General features: G+C 63.3%; 19 protein-coding genes and 1 tRNA gene. 8 read left to right on the top strand and 12 right to left on the bottom strand.

The window, feature by feature from the left end; all coding sequences use genetic code 11:
- Position 1: 1 nt before the first annotated feature.
- On the bottom strand, positions 2–358 hold the full coding sequence (locus tag ACWCOO_RS07715) for a hypothetical protein (protein WP_446830419.1): 357 nt from the start codon (positions 356–358) through the stop codon (positions 2–4).
- Positions 359–878: 520 nt separating this feature from the next.
- Here ACWCOO_RS07715 and ACWCOO_RS07710 point away from each other — a divergent pair.
- Both ACWCOO_RS07710 and ACWCOO_RS07705 read left to right on the top strand, forming a co-directional pair.
- The gene (locus ACWCOO_RS07710) at positions 879–3443 is read left to right on the top strand and encodes a TonB-dependent receptor (protein ID WP_446830418.1); all 2565 of its coding nucleotides are present in this window, start codon (positions 879–881) and stop codon (positions 3441–3443) included.
- A 219-nt stretch (positions 3444–3662) separates the two neighbouring features.
- On the top strand, positions 3663–4874 hold the full coding sequence (locus ACWCOO_RS07705) for an argininosuccinate synthase (RefSeq protein ID WP_446830417.1): 1212 nt from the start codon (positions 3663–3665) through the stop codon (positions 4872–4874).
- A gap of 19 nt (positions 4875–4893) precedes the next feature.
- On the opposite strand, the gene ACWCOO_RS07700 is transcribed toward ACWCOO_RS07705, so the two are convergent.
- The 3 genes from ACWCOO_RS07700 to ACWCOO_RS07690 form a co-directional block, all read right to left on the bottom strand.
- The gene (locus ACWCOO_RS07700) at positions 4894–5148 is read right to left on the bottom strand and encodes a BrnA antitoxin family protein (RefSeq protein ID WP_446830416.1); all 255 of its coding nucleotides are present in this window, start codon (positions 5146–5148) and stop codon (positions 4894–4896) included.
- A 53-nt stretch (positions 5149–5201) separates the two neighbouring features.
- Positions 5202–5277 (bottom strand) — tRNA-Ala (locus ACWCOO_RS07695).
- A gap of 86 nt (positions 5278–5363) precedes the next feature.
- On the bottom strand, positions 5364–7883 hold the full coding sequence (locus tag ACWCOO_RS07690) for a TonB-dependent siderophore receptor (RefSeq protein WP_446830415.1): 2520 nt from the start codon (positions 7881–7883) through the stop codon (positions 5364–5366).
- A 217-nt stretch (positions 7884–8100) separates the two neighbouring features.
- Here ACWCOO_RS07690 and ACWCOO_RS07685 point away from each other — a divergent pair, with 217 nt between their 5' ends.
- The 5 genes from ACWCOO_RS07685 to ACWCOO_RS07665 all read left to right on the top strand — a co-directional run bounded on the left by ACWCOO_RS07685 (position 8101) and on the right by ACWCOO_RS07665 (position 11686).
- Positions 8101–9312, top strand: coding sequence for a sulfite oxidase (locus tag ACWCOO_RS07685; protein WP_446830414.1), 1212 nt, complete (start codon positions 8101–8103; stop codon positions 9310–9312).
- A gap of 44 nt (positions 9313–9356) precedes the next feature.
- The gene (locus ACWCOO_RS07680) at positions 9357–9713 is read left to right on the top strand and encodes a hypothetical protein (protein WP_446830413.1); all 357 of its coding nucleotides are present in this window, start codon (positions 9357–9359) and stop codon (positions 9711–9713) included.
- Positions 9714–9790: 77 nt separating this feature from the next.
- Positions 9791–10069 (top strand): hypothetical protein, encoded by a 279-nt coding sequence (locus ACWCOO_RS07675; RefSeq protein ID WP_446830412.1) that lies wholly within the window; start codon positions 9791–9793, stop codon positions 10067–10069.
- A gap of 132 nt (positions 10070–10201) precedes the next feature.
- Positions 10202–10717, top strand: a complete 516-nt coding sequence (locus tag ACWCOO_RS07670; RefSeq protein WP_446830411.1) for a c-type cytochrome — start codon at positions 10202–10204, stop codon at positions 10715–10717.
- Between the two features lie 42 nt (positions 10718–10759).
- Positions 10760–11686 carry a cytochrome C gene (locus ACWCOO_RS07665; RefSeq protein WP_446830410.1) on the top strand — a complete coding sequence of 309 codons (927 nt, stop codon included), beginning with the start codon at positions 10760–10762 and terminating at the stop codon, positions 11684–11686.
- Between the two features lie 19 nt (positions 11687–11705).
- Here ACWCOO_RS07665 and ACWCOO_RS07660 read toward each other — a convergent pair whose 3' ends face one another.
- Genes ACWCOO_RS07660 through ACWCOO_RS07640 form a run of 5 tightly spaced genes read right to left on the bottom strand, consistent with a single transcriptional unit; the run spans position 11706 to position 15307 of the window.
- A complete protein-coding gene (locus tag ACWCOO_RS07660) occupies positions 11706–12272 on the bottom strand; it encodes a carboxymuconolactone decarboxylase family protein (RefSeq protein WP_446830409.1) in 567 nt (188 codons plus the stop codon).
- Between the two features lie 5 nt (positions 12273–12277).
- Positions 12278–12634, bottom strand: coding sequence for a hypothetical protein (locus ACWCOO_RS07655; protein ID WP_446830408.1), 357 nt, complete (start codon positions 12632–12634; stop codon positions 12278–12280).
- Between the two features lie 44 nt (positions 12635–12678).
- Positions 12679–13776, bottom strand: coding sequence for a class I SAM-dependent methyltransferase (locus ACWCOO_RS07650; RefSeq protein WP_446830407.1), 1098 nt, complete (start codon positions 13774–13776; stop codon positions 12679–12681).
- 11 nt (positions 13777–13787) lie between these two features.
- A complete protein-coding gene (locus ACWCOO_RS07645; RefSeq protein ID WP_446830406.1) occupies positions 13788–14588 on the bottom strand; it encodes an SDR family NAD(P)-dependent oxidoreductase in 801 nt (266 codons plus the stop codon).
- Positions 14576–15307 (bottom strand): SDR family oxidoreductase, encoded by a 732-nt coding sequence (locus tag ACWCOO_RS07640; protein ID WP_446830405.1) that lies wholly within the window; start codon positions 15305–15307, stop codon positions 14576–14578. Before ACWCOO_RS07640 ends, ACWCOO_RS07645 begins: the two co-directional genes overlap by 13 nt.
- 236 nt (positions 15308–15543) lie before the next feature.
- Between ACWCOO_RS07640 and ACWCOO_RS07635 the strand changes: the two genes are divergently transcribed.
- Positions 15544–16017: an Hsp20/alpha crystallin family protein gene (locus ACWCOO_RS07635; protein WP_446830404.1), complete on the top strand. Its 474-nt coding sequence runs from the start codon at positions 15544–15546 to the stop codon at positions 16015–16017.
- Between the two features lie 109 nt (positions 16018–16126).
- Here ACWCOO_RS07635 and ACWCOO_RS07630 read toward each other — a convergent pair whose 3' ends face one another.
- From ACWCOO_RS07630 to ACWCOO_RS07620, 3 genes are read right to left on the bottom strand one after another with little or no spacing between them, the layout of a single operon-like run.
- On the bottom strand, positions 16127–16999 hold the full coding sequence (locus tag ACWCOO_RS07630) for a polysaccharide deacetylase family protein (RefSeq protein WP_446830403.1): 873 nt from the start codon (positions 16997–16999) through the stop codon (positions 16127–16129).
- A gap of 7 nt (positions 17000–17006) precedes the next feature.
- On the bottom strand, positions 17007–17774 hold the full coding sequence (locus ACWCOO_RS07625) for an enoyl-CoA hydratase/isomerase family protein (RefSeq protein ID WP_446830402.1): 768 nt from the start codon (positions 17772–17774) through the stop codon (positions 17007–17009).
- Between the two features lie 5 nt (positions 17775–17779).
- Positions 17780–18355, bottom strand: coding sequence for an LON peptidase substrate-binding domain-containing protein (locus ACWCOO_RS07620; RefSeq protein WP_446830401.1), 576 nt, complete (start codon positions 18353–18355; stop codon positions 17780–17782).
- Positions 18356–18404: the final 49 nt, after the last annotated feature.

Genomic DNA, 18404 nt, shown 5'->3' with positions numbered 1-18404 from the left:
CTTAAACATCATTGTCGGCCACGCTCACATCCTTGGAGGCCGTCACGCCGGCATAGCCGCCGCCCGACGCCGTCAGGTTCACCTGCACAGCGTCGTCCTGGCTGCCGCTGTCCTGCGCGCCCGTGACCGTGACATCCTCCCCCGAACTCCAGTTCCCGGAGTTGAACGTCAAACTCGACGGGCTGACCGTCGCAATGCCGGTATCGGCGCTGGCCACCGTCACCGTCACATCGCCCGCCGGCGCCTGCGACAGCTTTACCTTGAACGTTTCCGACTCGCCTTCCACCACCCACAGGGTGGCCGTATCCACGACCAGCGTATTGCTTTGTGCTTGCGCCGGCTGAGGGGCAGCAGTCAAAACCACTGCCAGGGCCAAACACCCGCCGAAAAGCCGGACCAGGGAGCGCCGCGCTGCCGGCAGGGACCGGGACTCACGCTCTTGCAAGGGACCTCCCGCCGCAACGCCAGGATGGCGCACGACCGACCCGCGCCGAATAGTCCGGCATACCGGCCAAACGCTTCGCCCGGAATCGTGGGTCATTTATCCCCCTTCAGCCGCGCCCTAGAGTCCTCCGTGCAGACGGGCTGAATTATTGTTCGTGTGCGCCGTTCGCATTACCAAACAGCGAAACTAGCCTAACACACTATTGCATAGCGAAAATCATGCGGCTTCACATAGCGCGGCTGGCGTAGTCCGAAAGCGCTCTCTGGAGGGTGTAGAATCACTATCCCTCCGAACAAGACATGGTGTGGCTGCTATAAATGGACATACCGTTTGGCTGCCGTGCTGATGGAGGTTTGCGGAGTCGGGGCCGACGGGGAAGCGCCCTCGAAGACTTAAGAAAACGCCGGAAGACAAGGGAGGAGAACCCTAAACCATGAAACGCACATTGCTTGCGGCGACAGCCGCTGTCATAGCCAGTCCGTTTGCGGCTGCACCGAGCCTGGCCCAGGAGCAGTCCCAGATCGGGCTTGAGGAAATCGTCGTTACCGCCCGCAAGCGCGAGGAGTCGTTGCAGGAGGTGCCGGTATCCATCACCGCCTTCAGCGCCGAAGACATCTTCGAGAAGGACATGATGAACTTGGAGGATGTGGGTCTCTTGACGCCCGGCTTCCAGTTCGTCAACCAGGGCAATCAGCAGCCCGGACGCTACAACACACAGTTGCAGTTCCGCGGGCTGACCACAGCGCAGTTCTCGCCGAGTTTCGCGACCGGAGCGCTGTTCATTGACGGGGTGTATGTGTTGAACGGCGGAACTTCGCTGACGCTCATGGATTTGCAGCGGGTTGAGGTCATCAAGGGCCCGCAGTCTGCCTACTTCGGCCGCAACACCTTCGGCGGCGCGGTGAATCTTATTACCCGCGATCCGAGCACCGAGCAATGGGGCGGGGCCGTGCGGCTGCGTACAACCAGCCGCAGCAACAACGAGGTTAGCGCTTTTGTTGAAGGTCCCGTGTATCAGGACATGCTTTCGATGAGCTTGAGTGGCCGTTTCTACGACAAGCGGGGGCACTACTCGGCGTCAAGTGGAGACCGCACTGGTAACGAGGAGACGCAGACCCTGAGCGCTGTGGTCTTTTTCGCGCCGGTCGAAACTCTGGATATCAAATTGCGCTACTCGATGTCCGAGGACGACGACGGCCCGCCTACCCAGGGTTTTATTTCCGGGCTTGAGAACGATTCCTGTACCGGCCAGCCGCCTGCCAACGCGGAGGCGACATCGGGGCCGAAGAACTACATCTGCGGCGAGATTGCCTACGACGCTAACCCGGTGAGCATCGACGGCAGTCCCTCCCAGCTCATTTCGTCAAACACCTTTATCGCTACGGATCTGCCTTGGGACGCTACCGGAGCGGGCGCCAGACTGCGAGATTACGTATCCCAGCCGGGCACCTACTCGCCCCAGATCGCGGGACTGCCGAATATTGATCGGATTGGCCTCGCTCGCGAAACCGAGCGTTTCAGCATTGCGGCTAACCTGGACGTGGCGGACTTCGAGATCGGTTTCGTCTATGGCCGGAACGAACAGGACGCCGTCTGGATTCGGGATTTCGACCTGAGCGACCGCCAGAACTGGTTTTCCCGCGATCCACAAACGATGGAGGACGAAAGCTGGGAGATCCGCGTGACCAGTCCGCAGGATCAGCGACTGCGCTATCTGGCGGGGTACAGTTACTACGAGCAGGAGTTTTCGGCTAGCGGCACAGGCGGGGATGCCTTTGCGTTATGTGTGAGCGTCGCTTCCGGGTTATCGACCAAGTACCCTAGTGATTGCAATCTAGGGTTTGGCCCCTTCACAAACAACCTGACCAATTCGGACAATTCGGAGGTGTCTGGACTGTTCTTCTCGCTGGATTTCGATGTTACGGAAACCATCACCGCGATCGCCGAGGGACGCTGGGTGGAAGACGAGCTGACAAAGGGAGGCCCGCTCAGCAGAAATGGCCTATTGGCAGGCACAGCATCCAATAGCGAGACATTCGACGATTTTCTGCCCCGGCTTATTTTGCGCTGGACGCCCAGCGAATCTACCAACTTGTACGCCAGCTACTCGGAAGGCCTGCTGGCAGGCGATTTCAACACTGATTTTGTTCAAGCCACTCCTTACGAGAGGGAGCAATACGTGAGCCAGGACCCCAGTATTGCCGAACTTCTTCCAGCGGAAACGCTTGAGGCTATTGAGGTGGGGCTGAAGCAGTCTTTCGCCGATGGGCGCGGCCAGTTGAATCTCGCGGTTTACCGGCAGGAATGGAAAAACATCAAGGGCCGCTCCAGCTTCAGGATACGCGAAACATGTCGAGAGGTGGATGTGAACTGTCCGGACGAAGCTTCGATTGGATTGCCGAAAACCGTTGCCGATGCCGATGGTAACCGGGTGCCTTTCTTTAATTCTCGAAACGTTCTGCTTCCAGGTGATGCCGAGGTGCAGGGCGTGGAGTTCGAATTATCCTATCTGGCCACCGAGAATCTGCTCCTGCAGGCCACTGCCAGCTACATTGATTCAGAATATACGGACTATGAGTTTAACTTCGTTGTTCCCATAGCTGGCTTCTCCCAGATGCGCGGCAACAAGACGCCGCGGCAGCCGCAAAACACGTTCACAGCGTCGGGCACGTATTCGTTCACGCTGGCCGGCATGGATGCCTACGTACGCGGCGATCTGTTTCATCAGGGCAAGGCTTATGTGGATGAGGGCAATCTTGCCTGGCTCTCGCCATACACAGTTGCGAATTTACGCGGTGGGCTGACACTCGGGCAGTTGATGGTTGAGGTGTTTATCGACAACGCCCTGGACGAGAAAGCTTGGCAAACCGGTGCGCGTTGGACGGACTTCAGCCGCCCCCTGAACCGCAGTTTCATAGGGCTTACCGCTGCCCAAGGCATAGCGGTTTCGCCGTTGGACCGGCGCGAGTTCGGGCTGCGCGTGGAATACCGCTTCTGACCGGCTGACTTGCGGCAGCACACCTCGTCGCTTCCCGTAATGCGGGCGCGATGGGGTGTGCGGTTGCAATGCTGAGCCACTCATTCGTCCTTTCTCCGCGCCAGTGGAGTGGTTGGTGCGCCAAGCCTTGCGGAACGACGGCTGCAAGCTCTCGTTCCTCCGCGAAACGGGTAGGCGCACACACTGGTTAAGGGTGCAAGCTGGGGAAGCCGAAAAAGAGTGAAGGCAGGGAAGGTCGTTCTGGCTTATTCCGGGGGGTTGGACACCTCGGTGATTTGCCGGTGGCTGCAGGAGGCTTGCCAGGCGGAGGTGGTGACGTTTACTGCCGACATCGGCCAAGGCGAGGAAGTTGAGCCGGCGCGCGCCAAGGCGCGGGCGATGGGCGTCAAGGAAATCTTTGTAGAGGACCTCAAGGAAGCGTTCGCCCGCGACTATGTGTTTCCGATGTTTCGGGCAAACGCCGTTTATGAAGGCGAGTACCTGCTGGGCACCAGCATCGCTCGCCCCCTCATTGCCAAACGGCTGGTGGAGATTGCCGCGGAGACTGGCGCTGATGCTATTGCGCATGGGGCCACCGGCAAGGGCAACGATCAAGTACGTTTCGAGTTGGGCGCCTATGCGCTGAATCCCGGCATTCGGGTGATTGCGCCGTGGCGGGAGTGGGAGCTGAATTCGCGCAAGGACCTGCTGGCCTATTGCCGGGAGCGTGCGATCCCGGTGGATTTCGAGCAGGCCGGCGAATCGCCGTATTCGATGGACGCCAACCTGCTGCACGTGTCCTACGAAGGCGGCGAGCTCGAAGATCCGTGGCAGGCGCCGAATAAGGCTATGTGGCGCTGGACTGTGGCCCCCGAGGCGGCGCCCAATGAACCGGGAATCGTCGAAATCGAATTCTCGAGGGGCGACGCCGTGGCGCTGGACGGCCAGACCTTAAGTCCGGCTGCGCTTTTGGCGCGGCTCAACGAACTGGGCGGCGCTCATGGCGTAGGCCGGCAGGACCTGGTGGAGAATCGCTACGTGGGCATGAAGTCGCGCGGTTGTTACGAGTCGCCGGGCGGCGCGATACTGCTCAAGGCACACCGCGCGATCGAGTCGCTCACGCTCGACCGCGAATTGGCGCACCTCAAGGACGAACTGATGCCCCGGTACGCCAAGCTCATCTACAACGGCTATTGGTGGTCGCCTGAACGCAAGGCACTGCAGGCACTGATAGATGAATCACAGCAACCGGTGAACGGCACGGTGCGCCTGAAGCTCTACAAGGGCGCCGTTAGCGTACTCGGGCGCCGCTCGCCCGACAGCCTCTACGACGGCGGCCTGGCCACCTTCGAGGACGACCGCGGCGCTTACAGTCCCGGCGACGCCACCGGCTTTATACGCCTCAAGGCGCTTCGCCTGCGCCTTGCCGCAAAGCGCCAGCGCGGCGCCTGACTTCACGCATCCGGCGCCCTTACTCCTTCTGCGCGCGCACGTAGCTCTCCAAAACCCTGTTCATGCGAGATTGGTAGCCTCGGCCGGAGGCTATGAAATACGCAAGCACCGAACGCTTTACCCGCAAGGTAATTTGTTCGGTCCGATCCGGCTCGACAAGCTTCGCGCTGCGCCAGAAGTCGTCGCCGAGCTCGGGAATATCGCTGAAGTCAATGTCCCGATCTCTTACCGTAGCGATTTGCTTCGGCTTTAGCGGCTTCCGATATTTGGTCATGGTATTTCCCTTACGTGCGGGACGCGGCGTGCTCGGAATTACCGGATGTGGGGTGGTGGAGCCGATGGGATTCGAACCCACGACCTTCGCATTGCGAACGCGACGCTCTCCCAACTGAGCTACGGCCCCATGACGCTATTGACGGTGAATAAACAAGCCAATGGCGGAGCGCAATTTTAGCGCGCCGCGCCGCAGCGGAGCGGGCGCCTACCGGGCTACCACCAATACTCCAGATAGGCCCGATAGTGTCTCGGCAATTCGGGCAGGGCGATGACGCTGCCGTAAAGGTTGGGGAAATTGGCCCGAAAGTAGCGTTCGTTGGTGACATTGCGGGCCGTGAAGTTGAAGGTCCAGGGGCCGCGCTCGATCACCACGCCCAGGTTCAGCACGGTGTAGGCCGGCAGAACGACCGAGCCCGACAAGCCGGACGCTGCCGCGTCCACATCGATGGCGCTCGCGCTCACGGCCACCCCGCCACCGAAGTTATAGGTGCCGGTAGCCGCCAGCACATTGCGCGGCAGTCCGGCGCGCCGCGCTGCGTCCTCGCCCACGCGCGTCACGATGCCGGCCAAGGCGCCGCCGTAGAAGACTTCGGGCGCAATGCCCGGCACATCGTCGGCGCCGATGTAGCTGAAGCGTCCGCCATTGGCCAACGTGTTGAGATTCACCGCCTTCATGCGGGTGTAGCTCAGGGTGAACAGTAGCCGCGGTTCGGGAATCCAGCGAATTTCGAGTTCGGCGCCCTCGGTGCGCACGGCCTGATTGGTAGCCACGGCCTGCGCGGTGTAGTCGGTGCGCTCCTGACGGTAGCGCGCTGCCGCGAAATACAGAGCGTTCCCGAACAGGCTGCCTTTCAGTCCCGCCTCAAGCAGCTTCGAGCTGTCGTAGGCGCCGCCGCTCGCCACGTTTGCGGTGGAAAGCTCCGCACCCTGTCCGGCGATCACCGTGGACTGCCGCGAAGCCGTGATATACGGCGTCAGGCCGCTGGTGCTCATCCAGTTCACGCTCAGACTCCACGAGAGTCCTCCGAACCTGTTCTCGGCCTCTGCGACAACGCAGTCCGGCGCGGTAGGCAGGCATGAATGCCTGGCGCTCGGCAGCAGCAGTTTGTCCAGCGGCGACCGGCTCTTGGCCGCGATGGAGTCATAGCGCAGACCGGCAAGTACGCCCACGCCATTGTCCCAGCTCAGGTCGGCCAAGGCTGCAAGCCCGGGATTCAGGTAGCTGCCAATGTAGTACTCGGTGAATTCGCGGCCCAGTTCGGTTGCGAGCCACCGTATGTCGAGCGCGCTTTCGGGCTGGGTCAGGTCGCGCCGGTCGAAATACTCGTTGGAATAGTCGCTGGCATGATGGAAGCGGGTGTAGCGCACCGATGCCGACCACTGCAGGTCCAGCGTCGCGCCGGCGGGCTGGAACCGGGCCTCCGCTGCCAGCTTGTTCTCGATGACCCAGGTATCGTGAAATTGGGAGAAGCCATAGGTGCCCTGGTTCAGGTTGTCGTACGACTCGAAGAACAATTGATTCTTCCACTTCCAGCGCCCGCCACCCGTATCGACCAGCACATCGAAATAAAGCGTAACGACATCCGTGGCGATCAGATCGTCGGGACTCACCAGCACCTGGCTGCCGTCGAGCGTGGTCAGGCCCGGATTTACCAGTCCCAGCAGCTCGGGGCGGCAGTCGAACACGGGCGTGTCGCCGATCCTGCACACATTGCTGCCGGCGGGCGGCGGGGACAAGGTAGCCGTGGTGCCGGGCTCAAGGCCCAGCGCGAAGGGGTTGTGGTCGGTATAGCCGTCGCCGTCCACATCGAATTCCGCATGCGAGATGCGCCCGTCGCCGTTGGCGTCAAGCGGCGCCGGGCTGCCCGTAACGTAGATGCCGTGGTCAATCAGTTCCTGCGTGAGCCGATTCCAGCCGGCCACCTCGCTGACGTCCACGTCGTGGAGCATGCCACCGAACTCGAAACGAAGCCGCTCGTTGGTCTGCACATCGAATGACGCCTGCAGCAGCGTTTGTTCAAGACCGGCGCTGCCGCGGTAATAGCTCCCCGAATCCTCGCGTTCGGCATAGAGGCTGTAGCCGAATTCCCGGCCTCCCAGTGCGCCCGCGCCGCTGGCCTCGGCGCTCAGGGTGCGCTTGTTCCAGCTTCCCGCGCCCAGTTCCACGCCGCCTCCGGGCGCGTCCGGCAGTTCGCCGGTCTCGACGCTACGCGCCGAGGGTGGCGTGTAGTTCATGTATCCGCCAATCTGGGCCGGCCCGAAAATGGGCGACGCCGGGCCGCGAACGATGTCGATGCGACTGGAGGCCCCGATCGGGGTGGGATAGTTGCCGCGATTGTCTAGCCGGCGCATGCCTCGAAAGTAGCTTTCGCCGGCCGTGCCGCGGATGTCCAGGGAGCCGGCCACGCCGAAGAACGACTGTGTGTAAGTCCCCGGCGCCAGAGCCACGAGCTCGTCGATATCGCGCATGTCGAAGCGCCGGATCATCTCGCCGCTCACGCTGGATACCGAGCGCGGCGTCTCCAGCAGCGGCTTGCCGAAACCGAACACCGAGTCCACCGCTTCGCCCGGCTGGCTGCGGAGTTCGCCGCGCACGACGATTTCCTCCAGCACATCCTCTTGCGCCAGCGCGGGTGCAGTTGGGGTTGCAGCCGCGGCCAGCGCGCCGATAGCGGCGGCGCAGATGGTCAATCGATTGTTTTGGAGCGGGCGCGCTTGCTGCGATTCAGGCATAACGGAAACTGCGTTCTTGAGGCGGCGGCGATTGCAATGCGCTTTGCCTGTGTGCCTATTCTAGAATATGTGGCCATCATGCTGAGTCTGAAACACAGGCGAAATTTCCGATCGGAAGCCGTCAACCGCAAGCCGGGAGCAAGGCTTCTTTCTTTGCAGTGCAATAGACTCGCGCTGAGTCAGCACCATGCCGGAACACCGTGAGGGTCGGTGCCTAATGTGGACTAAGCGGCGGGCGTTTCTGAAGGAAGCGGGGTTTGCTGCCGCGGGCGCGTTTTCCGCCGGCATGCTGGCCGGCGGCCGCTGGGCGCCGGGTGGTTTTTTCTCGCAAGCGCAAGCAGCGGAACTTGCACCGATTCCGGGCAAGGAAGGGCTGGCGGTGCTCAATGATCGGCCCTTGAGCGCCGAAACACCGCCGCACTTGCTCGACGACGACATAACGCCCACCGCGCGGCATTTCATACGCAACAACGGCATCGTCCCGTCGGACATGGAGCCGGCGGACTGGAGGCTGCGCATCGACGGCTTGGTGGAGCGCCCCATGACGCTGAGTATTGCGGACCTTCGCGACCGCTTCGAAGTGGTGACCTACCGACTGTTGCTTGAATGCGGCGGCAACGGCAGAGCGCGTTTCGAGCCGCCGGCCCGCGGCAATCAGTGGACCTTCGGCGCGGTGGCCTGCGCCGAGTGGACCGGCGTGCGTCTGGCCGATGTGCTGAATGCGGCGGGGGTTGCGGACAGTGCGATCTACACGGCGCACGAAGGCGCCGACCAGCACTTGTCCGGCACGCCCGGCTTGCTTCCCATATCGCGGGGCGTACCGCTGGCCAAAGCCATGGACCCCTACAATCTCATCGCATTCGAGATGAACGGCGGTCCGCTGCATCCCATGAACGGCGCTCCTTTGCGGCTGGTTGTCCCGGGATGGCCGGGCTCCTGCTCACAGAAGTGGCTCACGCGCATATGGCTGCGTGACGTAGTGCATGACGGGCCTAAGATGACCGGGTCATCGTATCGGGTTCCGGCGCACCCGGTGGCGCCCGGCGAGTCGGCGCCGGCGGAGGACATGAAGATCATTCACGCGATGCCGGTCAAGTCGCTGATCACCCGCCCGCAGAGCGGCCTGCAGCTTGCCGAACGCGCGCTGGAGGTGGCGGGCCACGCCTGGGCCGGCGATGCCGAGGTGGCGCGCGTGGACCTGAGCATCGATTACGGCGCAACCTGGCAGCAGGCGGAATTGGAGCCGCCGGCTAATCCTCATGCCTGGCAGCGTTTCTCCGGCGCTGTGCATTTTCCGCGGGCCGGTCACTACCAGGTGTGGGCGCGGGCTACCGATAGCCAGGGAATCAGCCAGCCTTTCGAGGCGTCCTGGAACCCCAAGGGCTACCTGAATAACGCCCTGCACCATGTCGCGGTGCGTGTGACCTGATTCGCAGCGCCCGCACCCGTAACGGTGCCGCCGGCGTCGCGGCAGTGCTGGCTGTACTAATCATGCCGCTGTTGGCGTCGTGCGCTGTCGCTGGCGAGGAGGTAGAACCAAACAAACCAGTCGATTCCGGCATGGACGACGAACAGGAGCAGGAACTTTTTCGCGGCATGCCGCGCGGCGACGGCAGGCTGGAGGTGTTTGGATTCTGCGGTTCCTGCCACTCCATCGACCTGGTTCTACAGCAGGGACTGTCGCGTGCTGTGTGGGAAGAGGTGCTGGTGGAAATGGTGGACGAGCAGCAAATGCTTCCGCTTGCGCCGGGCATTCGCGCAAAGGTGCTTGCCTATCTCGAAAAGTACTACGGCCCAGACCGCCTCGCCCGAACCGGGCGCCAGGAATAACCCCCACCGCTGAAAATGCGGACGAACGCATAGACTCATGCGCTTTGCGGGCAGCGCGGTTGCGCTATGATTTCTCCATGACTTCAGCGGCCTTCGATACCCTCCAAGCCGTCCACGAAATTGAAGCGGCGGGCTTGGAACTTTCGCAAGCCGAGGCCATCGCCAAGGTGATCCAGCGGCGAGGCGCCGACCTTGCAACGAAGACCGATGTATCCACCCTGCAGAGCAGCATTGCCGGCGTGGAAGCCGGTATCGTCCGTCTCGAAAAGGCTATCAGCCAACTCCGCAATGGATTCGTGACCGGGCTGGTTGCGCTCCTGGTAGCAATCCTCGCCACGGCGCTGCTCCCTAGCTAGGCGCGTACCCGAGTGGAGCGCTGCGGGGTCGGCGAATGCCGCGACGTCCCAGATGTCGTGAATCGGTACAGGCCGCAGTGAGACTGGCCTACAATGTGCGGTTGTTGCTGTCCAGGTTTTGGGAGAAGAAATATGAAGCGCATGTTGTTCGGCGTTGTGGCGCTGGTTGCTGGCGGGCTGGCCGCGGGCGGGGCGTATGCCCACGAAGGACTCACCGGCGTTGCTCACGAGCGCCACGAACTCATGGAGTCGATGGCTGATGCGATGCAGTCGATGGGCAACATGGTGCGCGGAATCGAGGAATACAATGCCGACCGCATGCGCACCCTGGCCGGCGAGATCGCCGCGGCGGGCGGCGACAAGCTCGTTTCTCTGTTCCCCGAAGGCAGTTATGATCCCGCCGGCGAAGCCTTGCCGGCCATCTGGGAAGACTTCGAGCGCTTTTCCGCCTTGTCCCAAGACTTGACGGAAGCCGCCGAGACGCTTGCGGAAGCCGCCGACACACCGCCGGCTCCACCGAGCGCAGCGCCTCCGGATCCGTCCGCCGGTGGCGGCGCAGCGCCGGCCATGGACGCGGGCACGGCCCTGTTCGGCGTGGGCATGAGCTGCAAGGCTTGCCACGATGACTTCCGCGAGGAGGACAGCTAGCCGCAAAGGGCTTTGCCGGCCTATTTCGAACGGCTTGACCCCGTGTTAGCGCGTCTTCGCAGCGCGCTGCCGGAAATTCCGGCCGTCTGGCGGTTTGTTTTCGCGCTTGCTGCGCTTCTCGCGGCGGCGCCTCTTGCCTCGCAGGACCAAGTCGATGCCCTGCCGCGGGATTATTCCGGGCTGACAGGGGACGCGAACCGCGGATTTTACGTAGCCCGCCTGGCTGGCTGCATTACCTGTCACAGGGCGCCGGAGGAGGGCGGTTCGGCTTTTTCCGGCGGCTTGGCCGTCGAATCACGAGCCGGCACCTATTTCGTGCCGAACATCACACCGCATCCGACCGACGGGATTGGCGGCTGGACCTTTGAGGATTTCGCCCGCTCGCTGACCGAGGGACGGAGTCCCGAAGGCAAGCATTACTTTCCGGTATATCCCTACCCGTTCTACACGCGGCTCGCCAGTCAGGATATCGTGGATCTGTGGGCAGCCGTGCAATCCTCTCCCCCGGTAGCGGGACGTGCTCCAAGCCACAAGCTGAAGCTCTGGTATCGAATGCGGGGAACCGTTGGTGTATGGAAGAACCGATTCTTCGCTGCCGGTGAACTTGTGCCGGATTCAAGCCGCACAGAGCAGTGGAACCGGGGCCGCTACCTGGCCGAAGGTCCCGCCCACTGCGGGGCCTGCCATACCCCGCGCGGCGCCATGGGCGGGCGCGACCTGAAGCGCCGCTACCAGGGCGGAGTGGAGAAGGTCGGCCCCAATGGCCCGGACATCACTACGGAAACTTTGAAGGAAGACGGCTGGACCGAGGGCGATCTCGCCTGGTCGCTACGCAGCGGCATCATGGCCAACGGCGATGCCTACGGCGGTGAGATGGCGGAAGTCGTGCATCACGCAACCCGCTACTGGAGCAACGCCGATCTGGCTGCCATCGCGCATTACTTCTTAAATCTCCCGCCCGCCGAATAGCTCGCCGGCTGGGGGCGGTTCAATCAAGGGCGCCGATCGTGCGTGCGAACAAGGTATAGGGACGCGGCTCGCCGCGCATGGCCTCATGGCGCTCGCGCTGTGCGTCGCGGATTGCCGGGTCTGGCTCCACGCCGCAGCCTTCCACGATGCGGTTCATGAAGTTGAAGATGGCGCAGACCGAGATCGCGTGATAGAGCGCCTCCTCGCTCCAGCCGGCGTCGAACACGCGCTGGGCGTCCAGATCGGTCATTCGGGCCGGGGTTTCCGTCAGTTTGCGCGCGTAGTCGAGGATCGGCAGCATCCGCGATTCCACGCCGGCTGCCGCGGGATCCTGCAGCGCGCCGGCGAGCAGCTCCGCGTCGATGCCATGCAGCTCGGCAATGATGCTGTGCGCTCCGTGGCAGTACCCGCAGGCGTTGATTCCCGATACATAGGCTGCAAGGAACTCGCGTTCGCCGACGGTAAACGGGGACGGCCCGCGCAGCAGGTCGTCGGTGTACTCGCATAGCGCCTTCACACCCAGCGGGAAGCGCCGGAACACATCGGCCAGGTCCGGCTTTTCGGGCAGGGAGGGGAAGCGCGCCATCGCGGTCAGCTTCTGCCGTTGCCGACGGTTTTCGCAGGTGCCGCTTCGTTTTCGGTGAGCGACTTCAAGTCGCGCAGAATGTCGTGCGTAAACCGCTCACGCCGGGCCTTGAGCGCCGCTGCGCGCGCGGCGTCCGGTTTGTAGTCGTCGAGGGCCGCGGCTTTCACGACGCCCTGGCTCGCCAGGAGGTCTTCCAGCGCGTAGAGGCGGTCCATGCTCATCCAGAGCTGCGCGCTCAACTCCAGGATCATGTTCATCATCGCGTCCTGCAGCGGGTCATCGAAGTAGCAGGGGGAGTCGCCGGCCAGCGGCGCTCCGCCTTCGGGCGTTTGACCGGAAGGCTCCCCGCTGCGCGGATTCATGTGCCTGGAGAGCGCATTTCCCGTGCGTATCCCTTGCAGGGTAGCTAGTCCGTAGCCGGCGTTGCGTACCAGACCTGCGTGGTGCCCATGGTCTTGCCTGGGACTGCCTCGCGAAAGCCGTGGTTCCTGAGCAGCGCGTCAAAATCGGAGTAGCAGAAATCGTCGCCATAAGCTTCGCCGTTGTGGCGCGAATCGAAGTGTCGGTGGTAGAGCTGTGACGCGCTCATCTTGTCCGCCATTATGAAGTCGAAAACCGCGAAAACTCCGCCCGGCCGCAGCACCCGCCGCACTTCGTCGAGCGTCTCATGGATGATCCGTATCGGAATTTCGTGAAACAGGATGAAGGCGAACACGATATCGAATCGGTTGTCCGCGTAGCCCGTGTTTTCCACCAGCCGCTGCGAGAAACACACGTCCACGCCCAGTTCCACGGCGCGGCGGTGGGCGCAGCGCAGCATCGGCTCGGAGTGGTCGATGCCGATCACTTCCGCCTCGGGAAAGCGCTGCTTCAGCGCCGTCGTGCTCTGTCCGACCGAGCAGGCCAGATCGAGAATCCGCCGCACCTCGCCGTCCGCCGGCTCGGGAAGGTGGTTGTTGACGAGCGTGGCGTGCAGTTGATCCTGGTCGTTGTCGCCCACGAAGAACACCTTGGTGCCGTAGTGATAGCGAAACCCCGCCAGTGCGTCCTTGTAGTAGCCGTCCGGCTGCAAGTGAAAATGCACGTTGGCGTAGTCCGGTGTGGCGAAGTCGGGATCAAGCTCCAGCTTGGCCGGACCCTTTGACTCCGCATCCTTCAATGCGGCGAGATGGATGTCCCGCCGCGCATCCAGCGAGCTGCAGATGCGCCGCCACTTCATTTCCTGTTGCGAGCGCATCAGGCGATTGCGCACCCGCGCGATCGGCGTGTCGGCTACCGCGCGCCGCACTTGCGCCAGCCGCTCGCGGGGTTCTACGGAAGTGTCTTCGAGGCGCCGTGTGCGGGAGGCCAGTTGCTCGTCGAAGCGCATGCCGTCGAGGACAAAGGCGCGCAGACTCTCCACGTAGTCGAGGTAACTCTCGTCCTCGCGGCAGGCTAACTCCGGCAGGACCGAAGCGGATTTGCGCTGCAGCGCTTCCTGGGTATCGACATCGATTACCGGCATGTTCTGTTCCCCTATTGCGCCGCCATTCCACCGTCGATGGACAGTTCGGCTCCGGTGAGGTGGCGCGATTCGTCGCTGGACAGATAGCAGACCAACTCGCCTACATCGCGCGGATGCCCGATCTTGCGCATCGGCACATTGGCTTCCATCTTGGCCCTCAGTTCCTCGGCGCGGCCCTGCAGCACGCGCTCTACGCTCTCCGTCCAGACCAGTCCGGGATGCACCGAGTTCACGCGGACGCCGGTGCCCAGCGCCGCGGCTTCGGCTGCCACCACTTTTGTAAGGGCGGTAAGCGCGCCTTTCGCGCAGGTGTAGGCTGTGCCGTGAGGGAAGCCGCGCAAACCGGCCCGCGACGACATCACGATAATGCTGCCGCCCGGCGCCATGAGCGGCAGGCCGTCGCGAAGGCCGAGGAACTGTCCCTCCACGTTCACCTTGAAAAGGAAATCCAGGTCTTCTGCCTTGACGTCTTCCAACGGCCCCAGCTTGGCGTCGCCGGCATTGCTGAGCAGCACATCCATGGCGCCCCAGATTTCCCGCACCCGGTCGTAGAGCCGGGTCCAGTCCGCTTCGATGGTCACGTCCTGACGCACGAATTCCACCTCTGCGCCCGGCACGGCCTCGCCGACCATGCGCAGGGTTTCGGCCGCGCCTTCCTCGTTGCGGCCGGTAAAGATGATGCGCGCGCCTTCTTCGGCCATGTGCATGGCACAGCCGCGGCCGATACCGGAGGTGGCGCCGGTAATGACCACCCGCTTGCCCTCCAGGCGCCCGGGCTCGCCGTGCTTGGCCGTGTCGTTCAGGAAATCCATAATCCGCCATCCAGGGTAACCGCCGAGCCGTGCGTGTAGGTGGCGGCGTCCCCGGCCAACTGCACCACCAGCGCGGCTACTTCGGCGGCGCTGACCTGCTTGCCGAGCAGGCTTCTGTCCTGACCTTCGGGCAGCGCGGGGGCGCCCTCGTAGCGGCCGGTCAACACGGCATGAATGTGAATGCCATCGCCCGCCTCGGCGCAAGCCAGCGCCGCCGACTTGCTGAGCGAGCGAATACCGCCGGCGCTGGCCGCGTAGGCGGCCGTGCCCGCCAGCGCGCGGTCGGCAAACACCGAACTCATGTTGATGATTGCGCCCTTGCGCTTTGCCGCGCGCAGCCTCACCACGTGCGTTTGCACGCCGAAAAAGGCCGCCACCAGATTGCTGGCCAGCGCATCGCTGAATTGCTGCAGCGAGGTATCGGCCAACGTGCCGGAATGATGCGCGTAGCAGCCGTTGACCAGCACATCGGGGAGCGCGGATTCGGCGGCCAGCCGGTCGTAAAGTGCGGGCCACGCCTGCGCTTCGCCGCGGCGGTGCGCAACAAGGCGCGCTCCAACGCCGGCCAGCGCCTGCTCGGCGGCGGAGCGCGCGTCGGGGTCGTGCGCTACATACACTCGCCCGGCGCCGCAATCCAGAGCGCGCCGCGCGATGGAGGCGGAAATGACAGGGCCGGCTCCGCTGACCAGCAAGACCTTGTTGGCGAGTCGCTGCGACATGTCCAATGGATTCTACTATCAGCCCGCGGCGAAAGGACCGCCTTGGGCCGGCCGGACATTACGGCTGGCCTGCGTTGCCGGTGGCTTGCATATGCGCGCGCCGCGCGCTTGCGGGCAAGGGGTGGTTGGCTTTGGTCGGAGGCTTGAAATCGGCCGCTTCAAGCCCCAGAACTACAGCACGAAAGGCTCCCTTGATGGAGCGCGAGTAGATGGCAAACAGATAAAGGAGAAGAGCAATGAAGAGTCTTGTTGTAAGAACACGCCCCAGTGCTATGGCTTCGCCCTGGGTCTTGGGTTCCATGGCCCGCCAATGGGAAGATTGGGTGGATCGGGCTTTGGGCAGCCGCAATGGCGAGTATGTGGAAGCGCGCCCTTCGCTGAGTCCACGAATCGACTTTGCGGAAACCGATAGCGGCTACGAGCTTACGGCCGACCTCCCCGGGCTGGACGAGAAACACGTGCACGTTTCCGTGGCCGATCACGTGCTCACCATTAAGGGCGAGCGCACCTCCGAAGACGACGCCGAGGCCCGCAGCCTGCATGTGAGCGAACGCAGCTACGGCGCGTTCCGGCGCTCCATGAGCCTGCCGGACGATGTTGATCAAGCGGGGATAGAGGCCCGCCTGCGCAACGGTGTGTTGCACATACGGCTTCCCAAGTCGAAGGACGTGGCAGCGGCCGCCCGAGAAATCAAGATAACAACCAAGTAAGGCGCAAGTCGCCTCCTCCAAAACCCTGCCGGCCTTCCGCACTCCCCCCGCGGGTGGCCGGCAGGTTCCTGCATTCAAGCCAGCCGCGCGATAACGCGTCGCCCGTATTTCATTGCGCAGGAGGCGGGTGGGCCCGCTCCCAAGCGTCGGCGATCTGCAGGCGGGTGGCGACCCATACACCGGGCCGGGTAAGGGCTCGGCCAAGGAAGGCGTCGAGTGCGGCTGCGCGCGCCGGCCGGCCCGCTATGCGCGCATGGATCCCTACCGACATCATGCGCGCCTGACTGCGGCTTTCCGTGAGCAGCCAGTCGAGACTGTCGTTGAGGTAGTCGAGCCAGGCCCTGGGTGTGTACGCCGGGGCGTTCCACAGTTTCATGTCGTTGGTGTCCAGCGCATACGGCAACACGAGCATGGGCTGCTTCTGGTCTGTGTCCCACCACGGCAGATCGGCGCTGAAATCGTCCATGTGGTAGCGGAATCCTTCTTCCGCCAACAGCCGTCTCGTGTTCTCACTGAACAGGTAGCGCGACAGCCAGCCCTGCGGACGCTGCCCGGTGGTCTGCTCGATGCTGTCCGCCGCCTTGCGGATGAACTCGCGTTCCTCGCTTTCCGACAGGCGGTGCTGGAATGACCAGCGATAGCCGTGCGCGCAGACTTCGTGGCCGCTTTGGCCGATGCGCCTTGCAAGTTCGGGCGCTCGTTCCAGCGCCAGCGCGGCAGCGGCCACGGTGCAGGGTGCGCCGTAATGGTCGAGCAGATCGAGCAGCCGCGGCGCGCCAGCCTTGATACCGTATTGGTAGTTGCTTTCGTTGGCAAGATTGCGCCGGGAACCGCGCAGGGCCACCCCCAGCTCGTCCACCGGTTCCGGATGCGGATCCCCGTCCGCCGGGCGGGCTTCGGCGCCTTCCTCAATGTTCAGCACAATGGAAAGCGCGAGCCCGGCGCCGCCGGGCCAGCGGAAGTCGTTGTTAGGGGTTGTCATTTTTGAGCTAAGCGGCGAAGTTGCGCCGCACAGCCTCCCAGTGCTCGGGATCCGTCCAAGCCTGCACCATGTGTTGTTCTTCGGTGTCCGCCAGAGCCTCGTGCAGGCGCCGGCGCGCTTTCGAAGCCAGCGCCTTTTGCCCGCGAAGGACCGCAAGGCTCCGCGATGTCATGGTCGTGATCCAGGTTTCGACCAACTGCTCCAATGTTTGGCCCTCGTCGCACACTTCGTCGATGAGACCGGCGCTCAAGGCCTCCTGCGCGCTTAACTTACGCGCTTCCAGCAAGTGTTTCATGCCCCTGGCGCTGCCGCAGCGGGCGATCACGTCAACGCCGCCGCCCCAGGCGGTCATCAGGTTCAGGTTGGCCTGCAGGAAGCCAACCCGGGCGTGTGCGGCAGCCAGGCACACGTCGCAGGCCAGCGCCAGTTCGGCCCCGCCGCCGAGCGCGGCGCCGTTGAGCGCTGCGGCCACCGGAGCGGGGAAGTAACGAAGCGCATCCAGAGCCTGGCGGCCGGTCCGTGAAATGGTGCGCGCCTGCTCCAGAGAACGCATGCCGTCCAGTTCGTGCAGATCGCCGCCCGCGCAAAAGGATTTTTCGCCCGCGCCGGTCAGCACCACGCATTTAACCGACGCGTTTGCCGCGTAGCTTTCCAGGCAGTCGCGCAGTTCTTCGAGAAGGGCAAAACTCAATGCATTGTGCTGCCGGGGGCGGTTCAAGGTGAGCCGCAGCACCCCGTCAGCGGTTTCTTCGACCGTCAGCAGGCCCGCGCCCACGGATGCTACCGGCTCAACCGCAGCAGCGGGCGAAGATATCGCAGACGTTCCACCGGGTCCTCCAGTTCCAGACAATGCTGCTTGTGCTCAAGCCCGATCGGCAGTATTTCCGCCAGCCGCAAACTGACCCAGCTCGCATCGTCGAAGCGCTTTTCTATGCCCTGGTACAAGCGGTCCAGCTTCTGGATAAGGTGCTGCAGCGCTGTGCCCATGGAAATGAATTCGGGCGGCATGGGAACCTGAGGCTCCGGTGGAAGCTCCTCGATGTCGCCGGTGCGCAAGCCGTCGTCTTGCACGGCGGTTGCGTGCAACTGAAACCGCAGCGAGCCGATCGCCAGTATCCCGAGCATCCCGCCCTCGCTCTGAAACCAGTCGGCAATAATCGCAAGCGTACCGATCTTGCACAATTGCGTGGCCGATGACTGGCTGTCATCCTTGATGCGAATTACGCCGAAAGGCTCGTCTTCGCGCATGCAGCGACCCACCATGTCCAGGTAGCGCGGCTCGAACACGCGCAGCGGCAGCGGGCCCTCCGGGAATAGCACGGTCGGCAGAGGGAACAGGGGCGTTTCGCTGCGCATCGGCAAATGATACGCCCAGGCCGACGGTTTGTTGCAATTCGCCTGCGTG

Source organism: Candidatus Foliamicus sp., from assembly GCF_965221325.1.
GTDB lineage: Bacteria > Pseudomonadota > Gammaproteobacteria > Steroidobacterales > Foliamicaceae > Foliamicus.
Note: the sequence above shows the minus strand (reverse complement) of the source record. Positions and strands in the feature narration are given on the sequence as shown.

What these genes read in the sequence shown, in the direction of transcription:
- ACWCOO_RS07710 (WP_446830418.1), top strand. Translation starts at nt 879, where the DNA reads ATGAAACGCACATTGCTTGCGGCGACAGCCGCTGTCATAGCCAGTCCG.
- ACWCOO_RS07700 (WP_446830416.1), bottom strand. Translation starts at nt 5,148, where the DNA reads ATGACCAAATATCGGAAGCCGCTAAAGCCGAAGCAAATCGCTACGGTA.
- ACWCOO_RS07690 (WP_446830415.1), bottom strand. Translation starts at nt 7,883, where the DNA reads ATGCCTGAATCGCAGCAAGCGCGCCCGCTCCAAAACAATCGATTGACC.
- ACWCOO_RS07685 (WP_446830414.1), top strand. Translation starts at nt 8,101, where the DNA reads ATGTGGACTAAGCGGCGGGCGTTTCTGAAGGAAGCGGGGTTTGCTGCC.
- ACWCOO_RS07675 (WP_446830412.1), top strand. Translation starts at nt 9,791, where the DNA reads ATGACTTCAGCGGCCTTCGATACCCTCCAAGCCGTCCACGAAATTGAA.
- ACWCOO_RS07670 (WP_446830411.1), top strand. Translation starts at nt 10,202, where the DNA reads ATGAAGCGCATGTTGTTCGGCGTTGTGGCGCTGGTTGCTGGCGGGCTG.
- ACWCOO_RS07660 (WP_446830409.1), bottom strand. Translation starts at nt 12,272, where the DNA reads ATGGCGCGCTTCCCCTCCCTGCCCGAAAAGCCGGACCTGGCCGATGTG.
- ACWCOO_RS07655 (WP_446830408.1), bottom strand. Translation starts at nt 12,634, where the DNA reads ATGAATCCGCGCAGCGGGGAGCCTTCCGGTCAAACGCCCGAAGGCGGA.
- ACWCOO_RS07650 (WP_446830407.1), bottom strand. Translation starts at nt 13,776, where the DNA reads ATGCCGGTAATCGATGTCGATACCCAGGAAGCGCTGCAGCGCAAATCC.
- ACWCOO_RS07645 (WP_446830406.1), bottom strand. Translation starts at nt 14,588, where the DNA reads ATGGATTTCCTGAACGACACGGCCAAGCACGGCGAGCCCGGGCGCCTG.
- ACWCOO_RS07640 (WP_446830405.1), bottom strand. Translation starts at nt 15,307, where the DNA reads ATGTCGCAGCGACTCGCCAACAAGGTCTTGCTGGTCAGCGGAGCCGGC.
- ACWCOO_RS07635 (WP_446830404.1), top strand. Translation starts at nt 15,544, where the DNA reads ATGAAGAGTCTTGTTGTAAGAACACGCCCCAGTGCTATGGCTTCGCCC.
- ACWCOO_RS07630 (WP_446830403.1), bottom strand. Translation starts at nt 16,999, where the DNA reads ATGACAACCCCTAACAACGACTTCCGCTGGCCCGGCGGCGCCGGGCTC.
- ACWCOO_RS07620 (WP_446830401.1), bottom strand. Translation starts at nt 18,355, where the DNA reads ATGCGCAGCGAAACGCCCCTGTTCCCTCTGCCGACCGTGCTATTCCCG.